The sequence below is a fragment of the Microbacterium sp. PI-SA-G genome, from assembly GCF_057215335.1.
This window is the reverse complement of the sequence record NZ_CM170103.1, coordinates 2,666,353-2,686,197: the sequence shown is the minus strand read 5'-3', so window position 1 is coordinate 2,686,197 and position 19,845 is coordinate 2,666,353. Positions and strand designations below refer to the sequence as shown.

Annotated in this window: 21 protein-coding genes; 15 read left to right on the top strand and 6 right to left on the bottom strand. The window is 70.2% G+C overall.

The window, feature by feature from the left end; translation table 11 throughout:
* Nucleotides 1-4 precede the first annotated feature (4 nt).
* Entirely contained in the window at nt 5-679 is a 675-nt protein-coding gene (locus tag AC2D10_RS13220; protein ID WP_484708322.1) for a TrmH family RNA methyltransferase, read from the bottom strand.
* 69 nt (nt 680-748) lie between these two features.
* Here AC2D10_RS13220 and AC2D10_RS13215 point away from each other — a divergent pair, with 69 nt between their 5' ends.
* The 6 genes from AC2D10_RS13215 to AC2D10_RS13190 are packed head-to-tail and all read left to right on the top strand — an operon-like array spanning nt 749 to nt 4,650.
* Nucleotides 749-2,068 (top strand): Nramp family divalent metal transporter, encoded by a 1,320-nt coding sequence (locus AC2D10_RS13215; protein WP_484708318.1) that lies wholly within the window; start codon nt 749-751, stop codon nt 2,066-2,068.
* 25 nt (nt 2,069-2,093) lie between these two features.
* The gene (locus tag AC2D10_RS13210) at nt 2,094-2,396 is read left to right on the top strand and encodes a hypothetical protein (RefSeq protein WP_484708316.1); all 303 of its coding nucleotides are present in this window, start codon (nt 2,094-2,096) and stop codon (nt 2,394-2,396) included.
* 38 nt (nt 2,397-2,434) lie between these two features.
* On the top strand, nt 2,435-3,067 hold the full coding sequence (locus tag AC2D10_RS13205; RefSeq protein WP_484708315.1) for a metal-dependent transcriptional regulator: 633 nt from the start codon (nt 2,435-2,437) through the stop codon (nt 3,065-3,067).
* 39 nt (nt 3,068-3,106) lie between these two features.
* Nucleotides 3,107-3,919, top strand: a complete 813-nt coding sequence (locus AC2D10_RS13200) for an HAD-IIA family hydrolase (protein WP_484708314.1) — start codon at nt 3,107-3,109, stop codon at nt 3,917-3,919.
* 3 nt (nt 3,920-3,922) lie between these two features.
* Nucleotides 3,923-4,492 (top strand): YdeI/OmpD-associated family protein, encoded by a 570-nt coding sequence (locus AC2D10_RS13195; RefSeq protein WP_484708313.1) that lies wholly within the window; start codon nt 3,923-3,925, stop codon nt 4,490-4,492.
* The gene (locus AC2D10_RS13190) at nt 4,489-4,650 is read left to right on the top strand and encodes a hypothetical protein (RefSeq protein ID WP_484708312.1); all 162 of its coding nucleotides are present in this window, start codon (nt 4,489-4,491) and stop codon (nt 4,648-4,650) included. The genes AC2D10_RS13195 and AC2D10_RS13190 overlap by 4 nt, the downstream gene beginning before the upstream one ends.
* A gap of 28 nt (nt 4,651-4,678) precedes the next feature.
* Here AC2D10_RS13190 and AC2D10_RS13185 read toward each other — a convergent pair whose 3' ends face one another.
* A complete protein-coding gene (locus tag AC2D10_RS13185; protein ID WP_484708310.1) occupies nt 4,679-5,842 on the bottom strand; it encodes an anhydro-N-acetylmuramic acid kinase in 1,164 nt (387 codons plus the stop codon).
* Between the two features lie 199 nt (nt 5,843-6,041).
* Between AC2D10_RS13185 and AC2D10_RS13180 the strand changes: the two genes are divergently transcribed.
* Entirely contained in the window at nt 6,042-6,335 is a 294-nt protein-coding gene (locus tag AC2D10_RS13180; protein WP_484708309.1) for a hypothetical protein, read from the top strand.
* Here the strand turns inward: AC2D10_RS13180 and AC2D10_RS13175 are convergent.
* From AC2D10_RS13175 to AC2D10_RS13165, 3 genes are read right to left on the bottom strand one after another with little or no spacing between them, the layout of a single operon-like run.
* Nucleotides 6,325-7,227 (bottom strand): ROK family protein, encoded by a 903-nt coding sequence (locus AC2D10_RS13175; protein ID WP_484708307.1) that lies wholly within the window; start codon nt 7,225-7,227, stop codon nt 6,325-6,327. The genes AC2D10_RS13180 and AC2D10_RS13175 overlap by 11 nt on opposite strands.
* Entirely contained in the window at nt 7,224-7,784 is a 561-nt protein-coding gene (gene pyrE / locus AC2D10_RS13170) for an orotate phosphoribosyltransferase (RefSeq protein WP_484708306.1), read from the bottom strand. The genes AC2D10_RS13175 and pyrE overlap by 4 nt, the downstream gene beginning before the upstream one ends.
* 51 nt (nt 7,785-7,835) lie before the next feature.
* Nucleotides 7,836-9,068, bottom strand: a complete 1,233-nt coding sequence (locus AC2D10_RS13165) for an ATP-binding protein (protein WP_484708304.1) — start codon at nt 9,066-9,068, stop codon at nt 7,836-7,838.
* A gap of 103 nt (nt 9,069-9,171) precedes the next feature.
* Between AC2D10_RS13165 and AC2D10_RS13160 the strand changes: the two genes are divergently transcribed.
* Nucleotides 9,172-10,017: an exodeoxyribonuclease III gene (locus tag AC2D10_RS13160; RefSeq protein ID WP_484708302.1), complete on the top strand. Its 846-nt coding sequence runs from the start codon at nt 9,172-9,174 to the stop codon at nt 10,015-10,017.
* Nucleotides 10,014-10,823: a Cof-type HAD-IIB family hydrolase gene (locus tag AC2D10_RS13155; RefSeq protein ID WP_484708300.1), complete on the top strand. Its 810-nt coding sequence runs from the start codon at nt 10,014-10,016 to the stop codon at nt 10,821-10,823. The genes AC2D10_RS13160 and AC2D10_RS13155 overlap by 4 nt, the downstream gene beginning before the upstream one ends.
* On the opposite strand, the gene AC2D10_RS13150 is transcribed toward AC2D10_RS13155, so the two are convergent.
* Nucleotides 10,820-11,992, bottom strand: coding sequence for an MFS transporter (locus AC2D10_RS13150; protein WP_484708298.1), 1,173 nt, complete (start codon nt 11,990-11,992; stop codon nt 10,820-10,822). The genes AC2D10_RS13155 and AC2D10_RS13150 overlap by 4 nt on opposite strands.
* Nucleotides 11,993-12,064: 72 nt before the next feature.
* Between AC2D10_RS13150 and AC2D10_RS13145 the strand changes: the two genes are divergently transcribed.
* The 6 genes from AC2D10_RS13145 (at nt 12,065) to AC2D10_RS13120 (ending at nt 19,829) form a co-directional block, all read left to right on the top strand.
* The gene (locus tag AC2D10_RS13145) at nt 12,065-13,312 is read left to right on the top strand and encodes a sensor histidine kinase (protein WP_484708294.1); all 1,248 of its coding nucleotides are present in this window, start codon (nt 12,065-12,067) and stop codon (nt 13,310-13,312) included.
* A complete protein-coding gene (locus AC2D10_RS13140) occupies nt 13,309-14,049 on the top strand; it encodes a response regulator (RefSeq protein ID WP_484708293.1) in 741 nt (246 codons plus the stop codon). The genes AC2D10_RS13145 and AC2D10_RS13140 overlap by 4 nt, the downstream gene beginning before the upstream one ends.
* Nucleotides 14,050-14,191: 142 nt before the next feature.
* Nucleotides 14,192-16,531, top strand: coding sequence for a hypothetical protein (locus AC2D10_RS13135; protein ID WP_484708290.1), 2,340 nt, complete (start codon nt 14,192-14,194; stop codon nt 16,529-16,531).
* Between the two features lie 38 nt (nt 16,532-16,569).
* A complete protein-coding gene (locus AC2D10_RS13130; RefSeq protein WP_484708289.1) occupies nt 16,570-17,754 on the top strand; it encodes a benzoate/H(+) symporter BenE family transporter in 1,185 nt (394 codons plus the stop codon).
* Nucleotides 17,755-17,841: 87 nt separating this feature from the next.
* A complete protein-coding gene (locus AC2D10_RS13125; RefSeq protein ID WP_484708287.1) occupies nt 17,842-18,738 on the top strand; it encodes an ABC transporter ATP-binding protein in 897 nt (298 codons plus the stop codon).
* Nucleotides 18,735-19,829 carry an ABC transporter permease gene (locus tag AC2D10_RS13120; RefSeq protein ID WP_484708286.1) on the top strand — a complete coding sequence of 365 codons (1,095 nt, stop codon included), beginning with the start codon at nt 18,735-18,737 and terminating at the stop codon, nt 19,827-19,829. Before AC2D10_RS13125 ends, AC2D10_RS13120 begins: the two co-directional genes overlap by 4 nt.
* The last annotated feature ends 16 nt before the right edge of the window (nt 19,830-19,845 follow it).

Here is a 19,845-nt window from a genome sequence, read left to right as displayed (position 1 = left end):
CGACTCAGCGTGCGAAGCGACGGCACCACTCGTACATGATCACCGCGGCGGCGGCGCTGGCGTTGATCGAGCGCGTCGACCCGTACTGCGTGATCTCGATGTGAGCGGATGCCGCGGCGAGCGCCTCGGCCGACAACCCGGGCCCTTCCTGACCGAACAGCAGCACGCAGCGTTCGGGGAGCTCCGCGGAGTCGACCGACCGGGAGCCCTCGACGTTGTCGACCGCCACGATCGGGATGCCCTCGGCTCGAGCCCAGGCGGCGAAGGTCTCGACATCGTCGTGGTGCACCACGTGCTGGTAGCGGTCGGTGACCATCGCCCCGCGCTTGTTCCAGCGCCGGCGGCCGATGATGTGCACGGTGTCGGCGAGGAACGCGTTCGCGCTGCGCACGATCGAGCCGATGTTCATGTCGTGCTGCCAGTTCTCGATGGCGACGTGGAAGGGGTGCCGCCGGGTGTCGAGATCCGCGACGATGGCTTCCATCCGCCAGTAGCGGTAGCGATCGATCACGTTGCGCGTGTCACCGACCTCGAGCAGCTCGGGGTCGTACTGCTCGCCCTCGGGCCACTCCGTGCGACCGCCCGGCCAGGGCCCGACGCCGTGCGTGCTGCGCTCGGGCGTGCCGCTCTCCGGCGCGGAAGTCTCCGGCGGGGAGCTGTCGGGGGTGTGGTGATCCATTCCGCCAGGCTATCCGCGCAGCATCCTTCAGCTCTTTAGGTGCGCCGAAATATCCGCTACGATTTCGGCATGCCTAAAAGTTCCGGGATCATCGAGGCTCCCCCCACCCGTACCGCGCCCCCGCGCAGCCTCTGGCTCCTGGGCCCCGCGTTGGTCGCGGGCGTCGCCTACCTCGACCCGGGCAACGTCGCGAGCAACATGACCGCGGGCGCCCAGTACGGCTACCTGCTGGTGTGGGTCGTGCTGGCGGGCAACGTGATGGCGTGGCTGATCCAGTACCTGTCGGCCAAGCTCGGCGTCGTCACCGGGCAGAGCCTGCCGCAGGTGCTCGGCGCGCGCATGCGCAACCGCTGGGCGCGCCGCTCGTACTGGCTGCAGGCCGAGCTCGTGGCCATGGCGACCGACCTCGCCGAGGTGATCGGTGGCGCCGTCGCCCTCAACCTGCTGTTCGGCGTGCCCCTTCTGCTCGGCGGACTGATCACCGGAGCGGTGTCGATGATCCTGCTCGCGGTGCAGAGCCGCCGCGGACCGCGCCCGTTCGAGTTCGTCATCATCGCGCTGATGGCGATCATCACGATCGGCTTCGTCGCCGGCGTCTTCGTGGCACCACCCGACCCGGCCGGAGTCATCGGGGGCATCGTCCCGCGCTTCGAGGGCACCGGATCCGTGCTGCTCGCGGCATCCATCCTCGGCGCGACGATCATGCCGCACGCCATCTACGCCCACTCCTCCCTCACGCGCGACCGCTTCGGCACCGCGCCCTCGGCGGCGCAGCTGTCCTCCGACACGAAGGCCAGCCACGCGCGCGCCGAGGCCACTCGCACCGAGGTCCCGCGCATCCGCCGCATCCTCACCGCCACGCGGTGGGACGTGTCGATCGCCATGATCATCGCGGGGTCGGTGAACCTCGCGATCCTGCTCCTGGCCGCGGCGAACCTCGCAGGCGTCGAGGGCACCGACTCGCTCGAGGGAGCACACGCCGCCCTGGCCGCGGGACTCGGCCCGGTCGTGGCGACGTTCTTCGCGGTCGGGCTCCTGGCGTCGGGTCTCGCCTCCACGTCGGTCGGAGCCTATGCGGGCGCCGAGATCATGCACGGGCTGCTGCACGTGCGCATCCCGCTGCTGATGCGGCGACTGGTGACGTTGATCCCGGCCCTCGTCATCCTCGGCATCGGCGTCGACCCGACCCTCGCCCTGGTGCTGAGCCAGGTCGTGCTGTCGTTCGGCATCCCGTTCGCGCTGATCCCGCTCGTCGTGCTCACCGCGCAGCGACGCACGCTCGGCGTCTGGGCGAACCGAGTGTGGACGACCGCGGCGGGCGTCGTCGCCTCGGTGCTGCTGATCGCACTCAACGCCGCCCTGCTGTGGCTGGTGCTCACCGGCGCCTGACCCGCTGCGCGGATAGGCTCGACGCATGTCTGTCGAATCCGCCCGCCGCACCGTCCGCACGCTCACGTGGATCGGCATCGCGGTCGGGCTGATCGGCGGCCTGCTGGTGGCATTCCCCAGCGCGCTCCCCTTCGGCGGACCCTGGGTGCAGCTCGCCCTCGGCATCGCCACGCTGGTGCTGGCGTTCCGTGCCCGCAAGATCGGGATCGCCGAGATCCCCGAGTTCGACGGGCGCCTGTCGCTCGCCGCCGCGCTGCTCGGCTTCCTCGTGGTGTTCTTCGCAGGACAGGTGGCGTTCATCATGGTGCTCGCCGTCATCAACGGCTGAGCCTCGGCCCGCGAAACCCGCTGATCTAGACTTGACCCGTGGCCTCCCCCGCAGCTGACGACTATCTGAAGACCGTCTACGCGCACACCGAGTGGCAGGATGCCCCGATCACCCCGTCGGTGCTGGCCGCGAAGCTGGGCATCGCCCCCTCGTCCGTCACCGAGATGGTGAAGAAGCTCGCCGCCGCCGGCCTCGTCTCGCATGTTCCCTACGGTGCGGTGCGCCTGACGGATGCCGGCACCCGACGCGCGCTCGCGATGGTCCGTCGGCACCGCCTGGTCGAGACCTGGCTCGTTCGCGAGTTCGACTACCGCTGGGACGAGGTGCACGACGAGGCGGAGGTGCTGGAGCACACCATCAGCGATCGCCTGCTCGAGGGCATCGATGCGCGCCTCGGGCGTCCGCGCTTCGACCCGCACGGAGACGCCATCCCCGACGCCGACGGCCGGGTCGAGCGCGAGCCGTTCGTGCTGCTGGCCGATGCCCCGGTCGGGCACGTCGGCCGCGTGCTGCGGGTCAGTGACGACGACTCGGAGATCCTCCGTGCACTCGAGGAGCACGGTCTCGACGTCGGCACGCGCGTGGAGGTCACGGCAGACGGCGCGGAGATCGACGGACGCATGGCAGCCCTTCCCGACGGCGCCCGCGCCGCCGTGTGGCTGACGGCCTGAGACCTCTTTTCCGTCACCCCCGCCGTCTAGGCTGTGCACATGGCACAACGAGACGACATCGAATGCTGGCTCACCGACATGGACGGCGTCCTCGTGCACGAGAACGACGCGATCCCGGGAGCTGCCGAACTGCTCGCCGAGTGGGAGCGCAACGAGATTCCCTACCTCGTGCTCACCAACAACTCGATCTTCACCGCGCGTGACCTCTCGGCCCGCCTGCGCACCAGCGGTCTGAACGTGCCCGAGGACCGCATCTGGACCTCGGCGCTCGCGACCGCGTCGTTCCTGCAGCAGCAGCTGCCGGGCGGATCGGCGTTCGTGATCGGCGAAGCCGGCATCCTCACCGCCCTGCACGACGCGGGCTTCATCATGACCGAGACGAACCCCGACTTCGTGGTCGTCGGCGAGACACGCAACTACTCGTTCGAGGCGATCACGAAGGCGATCCGCCTGATCATCGGCGGCGCGCGCTTCATCGTCACGAACCCCGATGCCACGGGCCCCAGCGCCGACGGACCGCTGCCCGCGACGGGCGCGATCGCCGCGTTGATCACCAAGGCCACCGGCAAGGAGCCGTACGTCGTCGGCAAACCGAACCCGATGATGTTCCGGTCGGCGCTGAACAAGATCGGCGCGCACTCCAAGCGCACCGGCATGATCGGCGACCGCATGGACACCGACGTCGTCGCCGGCATCGAGGCCGGGCTGCACACGATCCTGGTGCTCACGGGCATCAGCGATCAGGCCGAGATCGAGAAGTACCCGTTCCGTCCCGACGAGATCGTGCAGTCCGTGGCCGACCTGCTGCCGCGGATCACTGAGACCATCACCACGGTCGCGTCGAAGAAGTGACCGGTGGGCGTCCTCGACGACGGTGAGCGCGTCACGGCAGCGGATGCCGCGGCGTGGCGTGCCTGGCTCGATGAGCACCACGCCGATACCGCGGGCGTCTGGCTGCTGAGCGTGCGCGGCAAGACGGCGGGCGGCGTCGGCTACGACGACGCAGTGCGCCAGGCGCTGTGCTTCGGATGGATCGACGGCCCCGTGCGCACCTTCGACGACCAGACCGTCGGACAGTGGTTCTCGCCTCGCCGGCCGGGAAGCGGATGGGCCGCCACGAACAAGGCGCGGATCGCGGAACTCGAAGCGACCGGACAGCTGGCTGCCGCCGGCATCCGTGCCCTCGACGTCGCGAAGGCGAACGGCGCGTGGGAGATGCTCGACGGACCCGAGGCGGGCATCGAGCCTCCCGAGCTGACGGCCGCGCTCGACGCTGTGCCCGAAGCGCGGACCCAGTGGGATGCGTTCCCCCGGTCCGTGAAGAAGTTCGCGCTCACGCACATCGCGACCGCCAAGCGCGCCGAGACGCGTGATGCCCGCATCGCCAAGATCGTGGCGGATGCCGCGGAAGGGAAGCGTCCGTGAACGAGAGAGACCTGCTGTTCCTCGTGCTGATCCTGATCACCGGGAGCACGCTGACGATCTTCATCGTGCAGTTCGTGCGCTCGCGCCGCCGTCGCGGTGACGGCGAGGAGCCCCGCACCGGCTGGTGGGAAGGCCCCTGGGACGACGACAAGCGCTGAGCGCGGCGGGCGGGCGTGGCGGGCGGGCTCAGCGGAGCGTGAGGCTGCGCAGCTGCGCGACGGGCTCCGGAAGTCGTAGAGCGCCGGCGCCGGGGGTGATCGTGCCGAGGATGCGGGGCTCGCGCGCGCCCGTTCCACCGGGGATGACGGCGGGCACGCCGTGCAGCGTGCACCAGCCGATGAGCGCGAAGAGGATCGCCTCCTTGTTGTCGGCGGAGGCGCCGAGTTCGTCCGCGAGCACCACGTCGACGTCGGTCAGCGCGTCACGCAGCCCCTGCAGGATGAGCGGGTTGCGGCATCCGCCCCCGGATACGGCGAGGTAGTCCACTCCCGCAGCGCGCACGTCCTGAGCGACCGTGCGCACAGTGAGCTCGGTCAGCGTGCGCACCAGGTCGGCCGGGGCGATCGGCCCGTGCTCGGCGACGGCGGCCTGCACATACTCGAGGTGGAAGTGCTCCTTGCCGGTGCTCTTCGGGGCGGGCAAGGCGTAGTACTCGTCGGCGAGCAGGGCATCGAGCAGTTCGTGATGGATCGTTCCCGTGCGGGCGATCGCGGCGTCCTCGTCGTAGCCGAGCTCATTCAGCCCCTCGGCGACGACCACCGCGTCGACGAGCGCGTTCGCCGGCCCGATGTCGTATGCCGAGACTCCGCCCGCGGCAGCGTCGCCGATGACCGTGATGTTCGCGATGCCGCCGAGGTTGAGCGCGGCAGAGGTGCCGGTGCGACCGCGCAGCAGCAGCTCGTCGAGGAACGAGACCAGCGGCGCCCCCTGGCCGCCCGCGGTGATGTCGCGGATGCGCACATCCGACACCACCGGCGCACCGAGGCGTTCGGCGATCCATGCGGGCTGGCCGATCTGCAGCGTGCCGAGCGCATGACCGGCGTCGACCCAGTGGAAGACCGTCTGACCGTGGGTGCAGACGGCGTCGATGCCGCCGACGGATGCCGCGGCGGCGGCCGCCACGTCGGCGAACGCCTGTCCGATCACGGTGTCGAGCTCGCACACCTCGGCGAACGTCGTCGGTGCGGGGGGCAGCGCGGCGACGAGCCGAGCCCGGAGCTCCGGCGTGTACGGCACGCTGTCCTCGTGCAGGACGGTGCCGCGGAGGGCTCCGTCCGTCTCGTCGAACTCCACCACCGTCACGTCGATGCCGTCATGAGAGGTGCCCGAGAGCAGGCCGAGTACGCGCATGCGCAGTCCTTCCGTCGTCTGGTTCGAGCGTACGACGGATTTGTTAGGTGTGTATACCGATTCATGCTTCCCTGCACCGGCGCCGTCGACCTCGACTTCTCCCCAGGCTGCGGCCCCAAGCGTGTACACGTCCGAGAGCGAGCCCCCACTTCAGTTAGTTTTCGTGGCGTGCCCCCCTGCACGGGCGCAGACTGGAGGCATGTTCGTGTCTGCAGAGACCCTGACGATCGTGCTCAGCGCGATCGGCATCGTACTGACACTCGGCGGAGGCTCGTTCGCCGGGCTCGCCTGGGTCGTGCGACGCATCGATGCCGTGGACACCAAGCTCAGCGAACTGGATGTGAGGCTCACCGACAAGATCGACCGCGTCGACATGAAGCTCAGCGCCCGCATCGACGCCGTCGCGGTGGACGTGGTCGAGGTGAAGATCTCCCTGGCGCGGATCGAAGCTCCCGCCCGTCAGCTCCTCGTCACGGGGCGCGTCAGCGGATGACGAGCGCGGCGGCCCCGATCAGCGGTCCCTCGTCGCCGAGTCCCGAGCGCACGACCCGTGCGCGGCGTGAGTACTCGTGCGCGGCGCTCGCGGTGAGAGCCTGCTGCACGAGATCGATGTAGTCGCTCGAGACACGGGAGAAGCCGCCGCCGATCGCGACCGTGTCGAGGTCGACCAGCGTCGCGGCATCCGCCAGCGCCTCCCCGACGGCGCGAGCCGAGCGCTCGATTGCGGCGCGCGCGATCGGGTCACCGGCCGCGGCATCGCGGGCGAGATCTTCGCCGGTGGCTCCGGTCCATCCCTGTTGCTGCGCCCACGCGGCGCTCGCGGGGCCGGAGGCGATCTCCTCGAGCGTGAGTCCGCCCTCGCGCCGCACCTGCCCGAGGTGCCCGGCGTTGCCGGTGGCACCGGGGATGTACGCGCCGTTCACGACGAAACCGCCGCCCACGCCGGTCGACACGACGATCGACAGTGACGCACCGGCATCCTGCGTCGCTCCGAGCCAGGCCTCGGCAAGGGCCAGCGCACCGCCGTCGTGACCGAGCACGGTCGGCACGTCACGACCGAGCACGACGGACGCCGCCGACCGCACGGCCTCGGCCAGGCCGAAGCCCTGCGCCAGCGGCATGTTGACCGGCATGATCGCTCCGGCGGAACGGTCGATGGGTCCGGCGCTGCCGACACCCGCGCCGGCGATCTCGGCGTCGAGCGGTGCTGCGGCGAGCGCGTGCGCGACGATCGCCTGCACGGCGGCGGTCAGGGACTCGAACGTCGCCTCCCGACCGGTGGGCTGACGGCTGCGGCTGCCGGCGACGAGCGTGCCGTCTTCGGTGACGAGTGCGGCCTCCATCTTGGTGCCGCCGATGTCGACGGCGAGCGCGTGGCGGGTCACTGCGGGTCGAGTCCGAGGTCGTCGAGGTCGAAGGCGGCGCGCCATTCGAGTCCCTCGGCTTCGATCGCGGCCTGCGCGCCGGTCTTGCGGTCCACGATCACGGCGACGGCGATGACCTCGGCCCCTTCGCGGCGGAGAGCCTCGACGGCCTTGAGCGCGGACTGCCCGGTGGTCGAGGTGTCTTCGAGGACGACGACTCGCTTGCCCTTCACGTCGGCGCCCTCGATCTGGCGTCCGCGGCCGTGGTCCTTGGGCTCTTTGCGCACCACGAACGCGTCGAGCGGACGATCGGTGGCCACCGACGCGTGCAGCACCGAGTTCGCGATCGGGTCGGCGCCGAGCGTCAGCCCGCCGACGGCTGCGACGTCGAGGTCCGAGACGAGGTCGAGCATGATCCGCCCGATGGCGGGGGCGGCGCGGTGGTCGAGGGTCAGCTTGCGCATGTCGACGTAGTACGTCGCCTTCTTGCCACTGGAGAGAGTGAAGTCGCCGTGGAACACCGCCTCATCCGTGATGAGGTCGAGGAGTGTCTGGCGGTCTGCGTCGAGTGCGGTCACGGCATCCAGTGTAGGAGGCAAGCCCTAGGCAACCGCGACGGGTCGTCATGGTCACGAGTCATCGGCCGCTTTCCTTCGCCTGCGTCGCTGGACCTCGGGCACCGACAGCGTAGGTACTGCGCGAAGGATGAACCGGTCGAAGTCGGGCACCGTGAAGGCCGCATAGCCATGCTCGGGCGTATACAGCAGCCCCATGTCGATCAGCTCTGCGCGCGTCGGGCCCAACTGTGTCGATTCGCGCCCCATGATCCGCGCGACATCCGATGCCTTCTGCGGCTCTGGTCCGAGCTCCGCCATCGCTCGCATGTATGCAGTCTGCAGCGGCGTCGAACGGTCGAGCCGCACACGGAAGAACGAGCTGTCGAGCTTGGCTTCGTACCCTTCCTTCGCCATCTCGACGTCTGAGCGGGTGATCGGTGAACTCTCGGCGATCTCCCACACCTGGTATCCGAGTTCCTGCAAGAAGTAGGGGTAGCCCTTGGTGATCTCGAGTGCGAGATCCACGGCGTCGGGCGTGAAGGCGACTCCTTCTGCGGCAGCAGGCTCCGCCAGCGCATCACGAGCGTCCGCGGAATCGAAGGAGTCGATCTTGGGAAACTGGAAGAGACGCTCAGCATATGACTTCGCGTCTCCGGCGAGTTCCGCGATCTGCGGCAGACCTGCACCGACGAAGGTCACCGGCAATTTCCGTTGCACCGTCTTGTGTACTGCCTGAATCAGGGCCTCGAGCTGACGGGCACTCAGGAATTGCACTTCGTCGATGAGGATCGCGACCCCCCGCTCTCGCTCCTTCGCCATGTCACCGATCGCGACGAGCACGTCGGTCAGGTCGAGACCGAGGTCACCGTGATCGGCGTATCCCTCCTCGGGTTCGACGTCCCACGCAAGGGACCATGTGCCCTGCTGGTCCACAGACACCGCGAACGAACTGACGACAGCGGCGGCCTGCCGAGCGCGCTCCGTCCATTTCGCGCGGGGCGACAGTCGGAGCAGTGCCCCTTTGAGGAGCGAGGCGAGCGTCTGCCGGAACCTCGTGTCATCGTGTTTGCTCGCCTCGAGCTCGAGCACCTCCCACCGTGCAGCGCGGGCGATCTCGCCGAACTCGTTCAGGAGCACCGTTTTGCCGACTCCTCGCAGGCCTGTGATGATCATGGACTGATGGGTTCTGCCGCGAGCCAGGCGTTGCAGCAGAGTCGTGAACGCCTTCGTCTGCTCCTCCCGTCCCACGACAGCTTCCGGCGACGCTCCGGCGTTCGGAGTGTACGGATTCGACACGCTGTCCATGCAGACCGCCTTTCAAGGTTTAGCCGAGTTTATCCGAAAGGAATAAAGCGATCTAAAGTTCCTAACAGCCGCCGAAGTCGGAAGCCACAACTAGGCTGGTCGCATGCGCTTGGCCACCTGGAACGTCAACTCCATCCGCACCCGCGTCACCCGCACGGTCGAGTTCGCGGTACGCGAAGACATCGACGTGCTGGCGATGCAGGAGATCAAGTGCAAGCCCGAGCAGTTCCCCTACGCGCCGTTCGAAGAGGCGGGCTATCACGTCGAGGTGCACGGGCTGAATCAGTGGAACGGCGTCGCGATCGCGAGCCGCCTGCCCGTCTCCGATGTGCGCACCGCGTTCGACGGCATGCCGGGCTTCGCCAAGGGACATGAGGGGCCGGATGCTCCGCTCGAGGCGCGGGCGATCGGACTCCTCGTCGAGGGCGTGCGCGTGTGGAGCCTGTACGTGCCGAACGGCCGTTCGCTCGACGACCCGCACTACGCGTACAAGCTGCACTGGCTCGAGGAGCTGAAGAAGTCCACGGCGGCCGAGCTCGCCGCGAACCCCGATCTGCCGCTCGCTCTCGTCGGCGACTTCAACATCATCCCGTTCCCGCACGACAACGGCGACCCCGGGATCGTCGAGGGTGTCTCGACCCACGTGTCACCGCTCGAGCGTGCGGCGTTCTTCGCCCTCGAAGAGGCCGGCGTGACCGACGTCGTGCGTCCGCTGCTCCCCGAGGGCTACACGTACTGGGACTACCAGCGGCTCAAGTTCCCCCGCAACGAGGGCATCCGCATCGACTTCGTGCTCGGTTCGCGCACCTTCGCCGACGCGGTGACCGGGGCATCGATCCACCGCGAGGAGCGCAAGGGCGAGCAGCCGAGCGACCACGTGCCGGTCGTGGTCGAGATCGACCTGGGCGGCGCAGAGGAAGACGACGATCTTCCGATGATCTTCTCGTGACGCTCCGGCTGATCGCCACCGATCTCGACGGCACGCTGCTCGACTCGACGGCGTCGGTCTCTGCTCGCACCCGCACCGCGCTCGATGCGGCTCGGGCCCGCGGCATCCATGTCGTGCCGGTCACCGCACGCCAGCCGATCGGTCTGCGCACGATCGCCGCCGATGCCGCCTTCGACGACTGGGCGCTGTGCAGCAACGGCGCCTACGCCGTGCACCTCACCGACAAACGGATGCTGTTCGCCGAAGAGCTGCCGCCCGAGACTCTCCGCACGCTCGCCGAGGCGCTGCGCGCGAGCATTCCGGACCTGCTGTTCGCGAGCGTGCGCGAGGCGGGCGAGACCTTCGTCGCGCAGCACGGCTACGCCGAGATCGCAGACCACTCCGACCACAAGCGCGACCCGAAGGAGATGGGTGGTGTGCCGCTCGAGCAGGTGCTCGCCGCTCCGAGTGTGAAGTTCGTGATCCGGCATCCCGAGCTCGCGCCGCCGCTGGTGTTCGAGACCCTGCAGGCGCTCGGACTCACCGGCTTCGAGGCCACGCTCTCGGGCGCCCCGTTCGTGGAGGTCATGGCCGAGGGGGTCACCAAGGCCACCGGCCTCGCCCGCCTCTGCACGCATCTCGGCATCGACCGCGCCGACGTGGTGGCCTTCGGCGACGCCCTCAACGACGTCGAGATGCTGCGCTGGGCAGGTCACGGCGTCGCGATGGCCGATGCCGCAGATGTGGTGCACGATGCCGCGGACGAGACGACGGTATCGAACGACGAGCACGGCGTCGCGCGAGTGATCGAGCGGATGCTGGGCTAACCGCCGATCTTCTCCCGGCTGCGCAGTCCGATCAGCGCCAGCAGACCCGCACCCGCGGTGAGCACCGCGATGACTCCGATCCCGATCGCCGGGACCGTCGCCGTCGCCACGGCTCCCGCCACCAGTGGACCGCCGGCGTCACCCAGTTCGCGTCCGAGTTCGGCGCTGCCCATCGTGCGTCCCATGCGCTCGGGCGGCGTCGACGCGGCGAGGTGCGAGAACGCGACAGGCGTGGCCATGCCCACCCCGGCCCCGACGAGGGCCGCCGTCAGCACCAGTCCGACCGGCGAGGCCCACACGGCGGCGACCGCGATGCCCACCGCGATGAGCGCCAGGCCCCCGACGGTTCCCCGGCGGACCGAGATGCGTCCTCGGTCGTGCCACGCCCCGACGAACGGCTGCACCACACTCGACACCACGGCCAGCACGGTGACGACCGCCATGCTGCCGACCACCCCGAGCCCCTGCTGCCGCCCGAGCAGCGGCAGGAATCCGACCGCGACGGCGAGGGCCCCCGTCGTCGCGGCGAGCACGAGCGTGGGCACGAGGAATCCGGGGTGCAGCAGCTCGCGCCCCAGATCCACCAGCGTCACCCGCTTGCGCGGCAGGACCGGAACCGAGGGGACCGCCACCGCGACCCACGCGGCCGCCGCGACACCGAGCACCGCGAGGGCCCAAAACAGCGCCGGCATCCCGCCCCAGACCACGAGGACTGCGCCGATCAGCGGGCCGAGCGCGTAGCCGAGGCTCTTCCACGACCCGTAGCGACCGAAGTAGCGCCCCCGCGAGGCGCTGTCGGTGAGCCGGGCGACCGCGGCAGAGGAGGCCGGCGAGAACGCCGACGCGGCGGCGCCCTGGCCGAAGCGGGCGATCACCAGCCCCCACATCCCGGGGGCGAGAGCGCCGAGCACCGAGAACGCGGCGAACGCCAGCAGCCCGCCGATGATCACCGGGCGCACCCCGACGCGGTCGCTCAGCGCCCCGAACAGTGGCTTCAGCAGCACCTCGGCGAGGTCGTACAGCGCGAGAGTGAAGCCGAACGCGAGAAGCGTCCAGCCGATGTCCTCGGTCTCGGCCCCGAGCGCGGCGGCGATGCCGTGGGCGCCGAAGGCCGTGGTGAAACCGGCCAGATACAGCGGGGCGAGGCGGGGGCGCTCAGCGGAGGTCACGGTCAATCGTGGCAGATCCGCTCCGCCGCGCGGGGGATGCCGCGGCATCCTCCCCCGCCCTACGGTGGAAGGATGCCGTTCACCCGCACTCCGACCGCTCAGGATCGCCGCAGCGACCTGCTGCTCGCCGCCGTGATGTTCGTCGGCGCCGTGCTCAGCGCCGGGCTCTCGTCGGTCGCCGAGCTGTACGGCTCCGAACAGGCCGAGCTGTGGACCGCGCTGCTGTACGCCGCAGTCGTCACCGTGCCGCTGGCGTTCCGCCGCCGCTGGCCGGGCATCGTCGCGGTCGTCGTGGCCGCGGCGTATTTCGTGGCCGTGACGGCGCGGGTACCCGAGATCTACGTCGGCAACATCGCCATGTTCATCGCGCTCTACTCGGTCGGCGCGTGGATGAACGACCGCCGCCGGGCGGTCATCGTGCGGGTCGCGATCATCGTCGGCATGTTCGCCTGGCTGATCGTGACGATGTACTACGAGGCGATCAGTCAGGCCGACGAGGCCGACGTCGCGGCGGGCGCGTTCTCGCCGTACATCGCGTTCATGATGATCCAGATCCTGATGAACGTGCTCTACTTCGGCGGCGCCTATTACTTCGGCGAGCGCTCCTGGCACGCCGCCGCCGAGCGCGAGGTGCTCGAGCAGCGCACGATCGAGCTCGAGGGCGAACGCGAGGTCACTGCGGCGCAGGCAGTCGCCCTCGACCGAGTGCGCATCGCGCGCGAGCTGCACGATGTCGTCGCCCATCACGTGTCCGTCATGGGCGTGCAGGCCGGCGCCGCCCGACTGGTGATCGACCGCGATCCGGAGCAGTCCGCCCGCATCCTCACCAGCATCGAGTCGTCGGCGCGCGATGCGATCAGCGAATTGCGGCAGCTGCTCGAGACGCTGCGCACGCCTGGCGGCGACACGGCCGAGACCGCGTCGACCGTCACCCTCGACGACATCGCCGAGCTCGCCGCGGCGTCGACCGCGGCCGGACTCCCCACCCACTACGCGGTGATCGGCGATCCGGCCCCGGTGCCCTCGCTTGTCGCCGTGAACCTGTACCGGATCGCGCAGGAGTCGCTCACGAACGCGCGCCGCCATGCCGGCGTGGAGGCCACCGCTGATGTGCGCGTGCGCTACGACGACGACGGCGTGGAGGTCGAGATCGTGAACACGGGTCGCGCTGTCGGACAGCTGCGCCCCGGACTCGGTCAGCTCGGCATGCGCGAGCGCGCGATCGCCTCGGGCGGCTCGATCGAGGTCACCCCTCGCCCGCACGGAGGCCTGCGCGTGCGCGCCCGGGTACCGCTCGCCCACCAGAAGGACCTCGCATGACCGCCACCGCTTCGATCCGCGTGCTCCTCGTCGACGACCACGCGATGCTGCGGGCCGGGTTCCGCACCATCCTCGAGACCCAGCCCGACATCACCGTGGTCGGAGAGGCAGCCACCGGCGCGGATGCCGTAGCCCAGGCATCAGCCCTGCAGCCCGACGTGATCACGATGGACGTGCAGATGCCCGACATGGACGGCATCGAGGCGACCCGCCGCATAGTGGCCGATCCGTCCGTCACCGCGGCGATCGCGATCGTGACGACCTTCGACCGTGATGACTACCTGCACCAGGCGCTGGATGCCGGGGCCAGCGGCTTCCTGCTGAAGAACGCCGGCGCCGAGGACCTGATCGCCGCGGTGCGCGCGTTGGCGGCCGGCGACGGAATGCTGGCGCCCGAGGTCACGCGCCGCGTGCTGGCGCGCTTCGCGGCCGCGGCAGTGCCGCCCGCGGCATCCGCCGGTTTCGTTCCGGTCGCAGTTTCTGCCGGGGCGGGGGATGCTGAAGCGGCACGAACTGGGACCGGAACTCCGCCGACCGTGCTCGCGGAGCCGCTGACCGATCGCGAGGCCGAGGTGCTGGCGCTGCTGGCCGACGCGCGCAGCAACGCCGAGATCGCCGGTGCGCTGTTCATCGGCGAAGCCACGGTCAAGACGCACGTCTCGCGCATCCTGCAGAAACTCGGCGCCCGTGACCGGGTGCAGGCGGTCGTCCTGGCGCATCGCGGCGGGCTCGCCTGACGCCTGCGTCGCCCGCGCTCCCCGGTGTTCGCACACGGCCTCGTCAAGTGTGAACGGCACTTCGCTACCGTGAGCGGAGCAGCTGCGCGACCGCTCGTCGAGCCCGTCGCCGCAGCTCGACTGGGGAACTGGGGAGTTCAACATGGGGAACAGATCGATCAGTGGCGCGCGCCGAGCGCTCGCCGCGCTGGTGACCACGGCGGTACTCGTGGCAGGCATGACAGCGCTGGGGGGCAGCGCCGCGGAGGCGGCGGTCCTGCCGACGCCACCCCCGCTGCTGCAGCGGGATGCCGGTGTGGTCACCGCGGATCCGATTCCGACGGTGCAGATCGACAACGGGTATGTGTGGGCGCAGACGATGATCGGGTCGACGGTCTATGCGGTGGGCAAGTTCGACAACGCCCGTGAGCCGCTCGCGACACCGGGCACCGCGCTGACGGCGCGGTCGAACGTGCTGGCGTACGACATCGTCACGGGAGCACTGCTGCCCTTCGCCCCGCAGGTGAACGGGGTCATCAAGTCCGTCGCCACGTCGCCGGACGGCACCCGCATCTACATCGGAGGATCGTTCAACTCCGTCAACGGCAAGGCGCGGTGGAACATCGCCGCCCTCGACGCGAAGACCGGCGCACTGGTCCCGGGCTTCGCGCCCTCGATCGGAGGGAGCGGCGTGTACGCCCTGACCACTTCGGGCTCGAACATCTACGTCGGTGGACTGTTCACGCAGGCCAACGGCACCGCACGCAAGAACCTCGCCGCCTTCGCGGCATCCACCGGGGCGCTCCAGAGCTGGGCGCCGACCACCGACCGGCAGGTCGACGCGATGGTCATGGACCCCGCGGGGACCAACGTCATCGTCGGCGGTCGTTTCGCGCAGGTCAACGCCACCCCGCTCAGCGGAAGCGCAGCGGTGAACCGCTCGACCGGCGCCGTCGACACCGCCTGGGCGCTGTCGAAGACCGTCAAGAACGGCTCGAACACCGGCACGAGCGCCGGCAAGGCCGGGATCTTCGCTCTCACCACCGACGCGGGCGCCGTGTACGGCACCGGCTGGGTGCACAGCGGCAGCGCCGGGAACCTCGAGGGCTCGTTCGCCGCCGAAGCCGGCACCGGCGCGGTGCGCTGGGTCGCGGACTGCCACGGCGACCACTACGGCGTCTACTCCACGGGCTCGGTCGTGTACACGACGAACCACACCTACTCGTGCACCACCATGAACCTGCACTCGCTGCAGCCAGCCACGTCGCCGCAGGGCGTGTACCGCTATGCCGAGGCGTACACCGCTGACGCGCGCGGCACGCTCGGCGCGTCAGATCCCAGCCACATGAGCTGGGCCGGAACACCGGCGCCGTCCCCGTACTCGTGGTCGCCCGACTGGGCGGTGGGCACGCAGACCGGACTCGGCCAGGCCGGACTCTCGATCACCGGCACGGGCACCATGATCTCGATCGGCGGCGAGTTCCGCACGGTCAACAACAAGCAGTTCGAGGGGCTCGTGCGCTTCTCGACCACGCCGCCGGCCGGTGCCAAGGACGGACCCCGCGTCGCGGGCGCCGGATGGGCACCCACCGCGACGTCGACACGTCCGGGAGAGGTCGACGTCGCCATCGCCACGAACTGGGACCGCGACGACCTGACGCTCACGTACGAGCTGCGCCGCACCGGCCGCAGCACACCGGTCGCCTCGATCACCGCGAACGCGACGTTCTGGAACCGACCCTCGATCACCCTGACCGACACCACCGCGGGTTCTGCCGCACAGCAGGAGTACACCGTGGTCGCCACGGACGGCGACGGCAACACCGTCTCGAGTCAGCCCGTGAGCGCGACCGTGAAGGCGGGGGCGACGCCGCCGCCGGTGGCCGCGGCTCTCGCGAGCGATGCGTTCGACCGACCGGCAGGTGCGGCGTGGGGCAGCGCCGACCCGGGCGGCGCCTGGAGCATCACGGGCGGGTCGGCTGCCGCAGCGACGGTCGACGGCGACCACGGCGTGCTGACGCTGGCCGCCGGCGAATCCCGCCAGGCCGCGCTGAACGCCACCTCGATCGCGGACTCGGTCACGTCGGTGCAGTTCAGCGTCGACCAGGCGTCGGCGGCGGGCGGCGCCTACGCGGGCGTCATTGCCCGCAGCTCGACCGCCGGCAAGTATCTCGTACGCGCCTGGCTGCGGCCCGACGGGAGCGTCTGGCTCGTGGCTCACCGCGACGGCACAGTCCTCGCGACCCGGGCGATCGCGGGCATGACCTTCGACGCCAACACCTCGTATTCGCTGAAGGTGTCGGTGACCGGGTCGGCATCCGCATCGATCACCGCGAAGCTCTGGCCGACCGGCACCGCCGAGCCGACCGCCTGGCAGCTCGAGGCGACGGATGCCACGTCGCTCCCCGCCGGATCGGCCGGTGTGATCGCCAATCGCTCGGCGAGCGCCACAGCCCCCGTGCGCATGCTGTTCGACGCGTTCCGGGTCGCAGCACCGGAGTAGCCGCCGAACTCGAGCGGGGGCCGCACTAGTCTCGGAGGATGCCCGGCCGCACCACGCTCTCCCGCCCGATCCTGGCGGGCGTCGTCACCGCACTGGTCGGGTTCACGAGTTCCTTCGCTGTGGTGCTCACCGGGCTCGACGCGGTGGGCGCCTCGGCGGTACAGGCCGCGAGCGGACTGCTCGCCGCGAGTCTCACCATGGGGCTCGCGTGCGTGATCCTCGCCTGGCGGTACCGCATGCCGATCACGGCCGCGTGGTCGACGCCCGGCGCGGCCCTGCTCGTGGCGACCGGCACGGTCGAGGGCGGATGGCCCGCGGCCGTGGGGGCCTTCCTGGTCAGTGCCGCGCTCATCCTGCTCACCGCGCTGTGGCCCGCACTCGGCGCGCTGATCGCCCGCATCCCGCCGTCGATCGCGCAGGCGATGCTCGCCGGAGTGCTGCTGCCGCTCTGCCTCGCGCCGATCACCGGGCTCGTCGAGAATCCGTGGGGCGTGGTGCCGGTGGTCGTGACCTGGCTGATCGTCGCCCGCCTCGCTCCGCGCTGGGCCGTGCCGCTCGCGTTCGTCGCGGCGGCCATCGTCGTCACGGTCTCCCTGATCCGCGAAGGGGTGCCGGTGGATCCGGCCCTGCTGCTGCCGCGTCTCGAGCTCACCGCGCCGACGTTCACCGTCGGCGCTCTGGTCGGCCTGGCGTTGCCGCTGTTCATCGTGACGATGGCGTCGCAGAACGTGCCCGGCGTCGCGATCATGCGCAGCTTCGGCTACGAGGTGCCGTGGCGTCCGGCCATGCTCGTCACCGGACTCGGCAGTGCGCTCGGGGCTCCCGCGGGCGGACACGCCATCAACCTCGCGGCGATCAGCGCGGCACTGGCCGCCGCGCCCGACGCCGACCCCGATCCTCAGCGTCGCTGGGTCGCCGGCGTCTCCACCGGAGCGTCGTATCTGGTGCTCGGCGGCTTCTCGGCGGCGTTCGCGGCGCTCGTCCTGCTGGCGCCCGATGCCGTCATCCCCGCGGTCGCCGGTCTCGCCCTGTTCACCGCGTTCGGGTCGGCCGTGCAGCAGGCGATCGACGACCCGGGCGAACGGCTGCCGGCCGTGGTGACCTTTCTCGTCGCGGCATCCGGAATCGCCGTGCTCGGCGTCAGCGCGGCGTTCTGGGGCCTCGTCGCCGGGCTGCTCGTGCGCGCGGTGCTGCACGTGCGGCGAGACCCGTCACCGCGGTAGCGGAGGCGGCTCCTCCCCCGGGAGGACGCCGCGCTGTCCACCCCAGGGGGGATGCCGCGGCATCCGTCTCTTCCCTACCGTGGAGGCATGACCACAGGACCCCTTGAACTGACGGGCATCACCAAGAGCTACGGCTCGCGGCTCGTGCTCGACGACGTCTCGTTCCGCGTCTCTCCCGGGCGGCTGACCGGCTTCGTCGGCGGCAACGGCGCGGGCAAGACCACCACCATGCGCATCGTGCTCGGACTGCTCTCGTCCGACGGCGGCCGTGTCGACCTCGACGGCGTCCCGCTCAGCGCGGCCGACCGTCGCCGCTTCGGCTACATGCCGGAGGAGCGCGGGCTCTACCCCAAGATGAAGGTGCTCGAGCAGATCGTCTACATCGCCCGCCTGCACGGGTTCGGCAAGGCGGATGCCACGGCCCGCGCCACGGTGCTGCTGAGCGAGCTCGGCCTCGGCGAGCGGCTCGACGACACGATCGAGTCGCTCTCGCTCGGCAACCAGCAGCGCGCGCAGATCGCCGCGGCGCTCGTGCACGACCCCGCGGTGCTGATCCTCGATGAGCCGTTCTCGGGCCTCGACCCGCTCGCGGTCGACGTGGTCGCGGGCGTACTGCAGGCGACCGCGGCGAAGGGCGCGGCGATCCTGTTCTCCTCGCACCAGCTCGACGTGGTCGAACGCCTCTGCGACGACCTCGTGATCCTTGCCGGCGGCACCATCCGCGCGTCAGGGTCCCGCGAGGGGCTCCGTGCCGAGCACGCGGGCAGCCGCTACGAGCTGATCTCGTCAGGCGACGCCGGCTGGCTGCGCACCGAACCCGGTGTCACGGTCGTCGACTTCGAGGGTGGCTACGCCCTGTTCGACACCGACGGCGCCGAGACCGCCCAGCGCGTGCTGCGCGCGGCCGTCGAGCGCGGCGACGTCGCGAGCTTCGCCCCCAAGCATCCTTCGCTCGCCCAGATCTTCAAGGAGGTCATCCAGTGAACGCTCCTGGTCCCCAGCCTGTCCGCCCCTCGAGCGGCATCTGGCTCGTCGCCGAGCGCGAGATCGGTTCGAAGCTGCGCAGCAAGGCGTTCCTGATCTCGACCGGCATCCTGCTGGTGCTCGTGCTCGCCGGCATCCTGCTCTCGGGCTTCGCGGCGAAGGACACCTCGGCGATGCCGGTCGCGGCGACCTCCGAGACCGCGTCGGCCGTCTCGGCGCTGCCCGACGTCGAGGTCACCGAGGTCGCCGACCAGGCGGCGGCCGAAGAGCTGGTGCGCTCCGAGAAGGTCGATGCTGCGGTGCTCCCCGGTTCCGGACCCACCGGCTACACCGTGATCGCTCTCAAGGACGCGCCCACCTCGCTCGTCTCGGCGCTGTCGCAGTCGCCCGAGGTGCAGATCCTCGAGCCGGCGACCACGAACCCGCTGCTGCGCTACTTCATCGCGATCGGCTTCGGCCTGGTGTTCATGATGGCCGCGGCGACCTTCGGCGGCACGATCGCCCAGAGCGTGGTCGAAGAGAAGCAGACCCGCGTGGTCGAGGTGCTGCTGTCGGCGATCCCTGCCCGCACGCTGCTCGCCGGCAAGGTGATCGGCAACACGGTGCTCGCCATGGGACAGATCATCGCCCTGGCGGCGGTCGCCACGATCGGGCTCATCGTGACCGGGCAGAACGCCGTCCTCGCGAGTCTCGGCGCACCGATCATCTGGTTCGCGGTGTTCTTCCTGTTCGGTTTCATCCTGCTCGCCGCACTGTTCGCCGCCGCGGCATCGATGGTCTCCCGCCAGGAGGACATCGGCTCCACGACGACGCCGATCACGATGCTGGTGATGGCGCCGTACGTGCTCGTGATCGTGTTCAACGACAACCCGCTGGTGCTGACGATCATGTCGTACGTGCCGTTCTCGGCGCCCGTGGGCATGCCGATGCGGCTGTTCGTGGGCGAGGCGCAGTGGTGGGAGCCGCTACTCAGCCTCGTGATCCTGCTCGCCAGCTGCGTGGCCGCGATCGTCGTGGGCGCGAAGATCTACGAGAACTCACTGCTGCGCATGGGCTCGCGGGTGAAGCTGAAGGACGCGCTGCGCGGCTAGCCTCGCTCTCTCCCTC

What these genes read in the sequence shown, in the direction of transcription:
- AC2D10_RS13165 (WP_484708304.1), bottom strand. Translation starts at nt 9,068, where the DNA reads ATGGACAGCGTGTCGAATCCGTACACTCCGAACGCCGGAGCGTCGCCG.
- AC2D10_RS13210 (WP_484708316.1), top strand. Translation starts at nt 2,094, where the DNA reads ATGTCTGTCGAATCCGCCCGCCGCACCGTCCGCACGCTCACGTGGATC.
- AC2D10_RS13180 (WP_484708309.1), top strand. Translation starts at nt 6,042, where the DNA reads ATGTTCGTGTCTGCAGAGACCCTGACGATCGTGCTCAGCGCGATCGGC.
- AC2D10_RS13185 (WP_484708310.1), bottom strand. Translation starts at nt 5,842, where the DNA reads ATGCGCGTACTCGGCCTGCTCTCGGGCACCTCTCATGACGGCATCGAC.
- AC2D10_RS13140 (WP_484708293.1), top strand. Translation starts at nt 13,309, where the DNA reads ATGACCGCCACCGCTTCGATCCGCGTGCTCCTCGTCGACGACCACGCG.
- AC2D10_RS13125 (WP_484708287.1), top strand. Translation starts at nt 17,842, where the DNA reads ATGACCACAGGACCCCTTGAACTGACGGGCATCACCAAGAGCTACGGC.
- AC2D10_RS13220 (WP_484708322.1), bottom strand. Translation starts at nt 679, where the DNA reads ATGGATCACCACACCCCCGACAGCTCCCCGCCGGAGACTTCCGCGCCG.
- AC2D10_RS13160 (WP_484708302.1), top strand. Translation starts at nt 9,172, where the DNA reads ATGCGCTTGGCCACCTGGAACGTCAACTCCATCCGCACCCGCGTCACC.
- AC2D10_RS13135 (WP_484708290.1), top strand. Translation starts at nt 14,192, where the DNA reads ATGGGGAACAGATCGATCAGTGGCGCGCGCCGAGCGCTCGCCGCGCTG.
- AC2D10_RS13215 (WP_484708318.1), top strand. Translation starts at nt 749, where the DNA reads ATGCCTAAAAGTTCCGGGATCATCGAGGCTCCCCCCACCCGTACCGCG.
- AC2D10_RS13130 (WP_484708289.1), top strand. Translation starts at nt 16,570, where the DNA reads ATGCCCGGCCGCACCACGCTCTCCCGCCCGATCCTGGCGGGCGTCGTC.
- AC2D10_RS13200 (WP_484708314.1), top strand. Translation starts at nt 3,107, where the DNA reads ATGGCACAACGAGACGACATCGAATGCTGGCTCACCGACATGGACGGC.
- AC2D10_RS13145 (WP_484708294.1), top strand. Translation starts at nt 12,065, where the DNA reads ATGCCGTTCACCCGCACTCCGACCGCTCAGGATCGCCGCAGCGACCTG.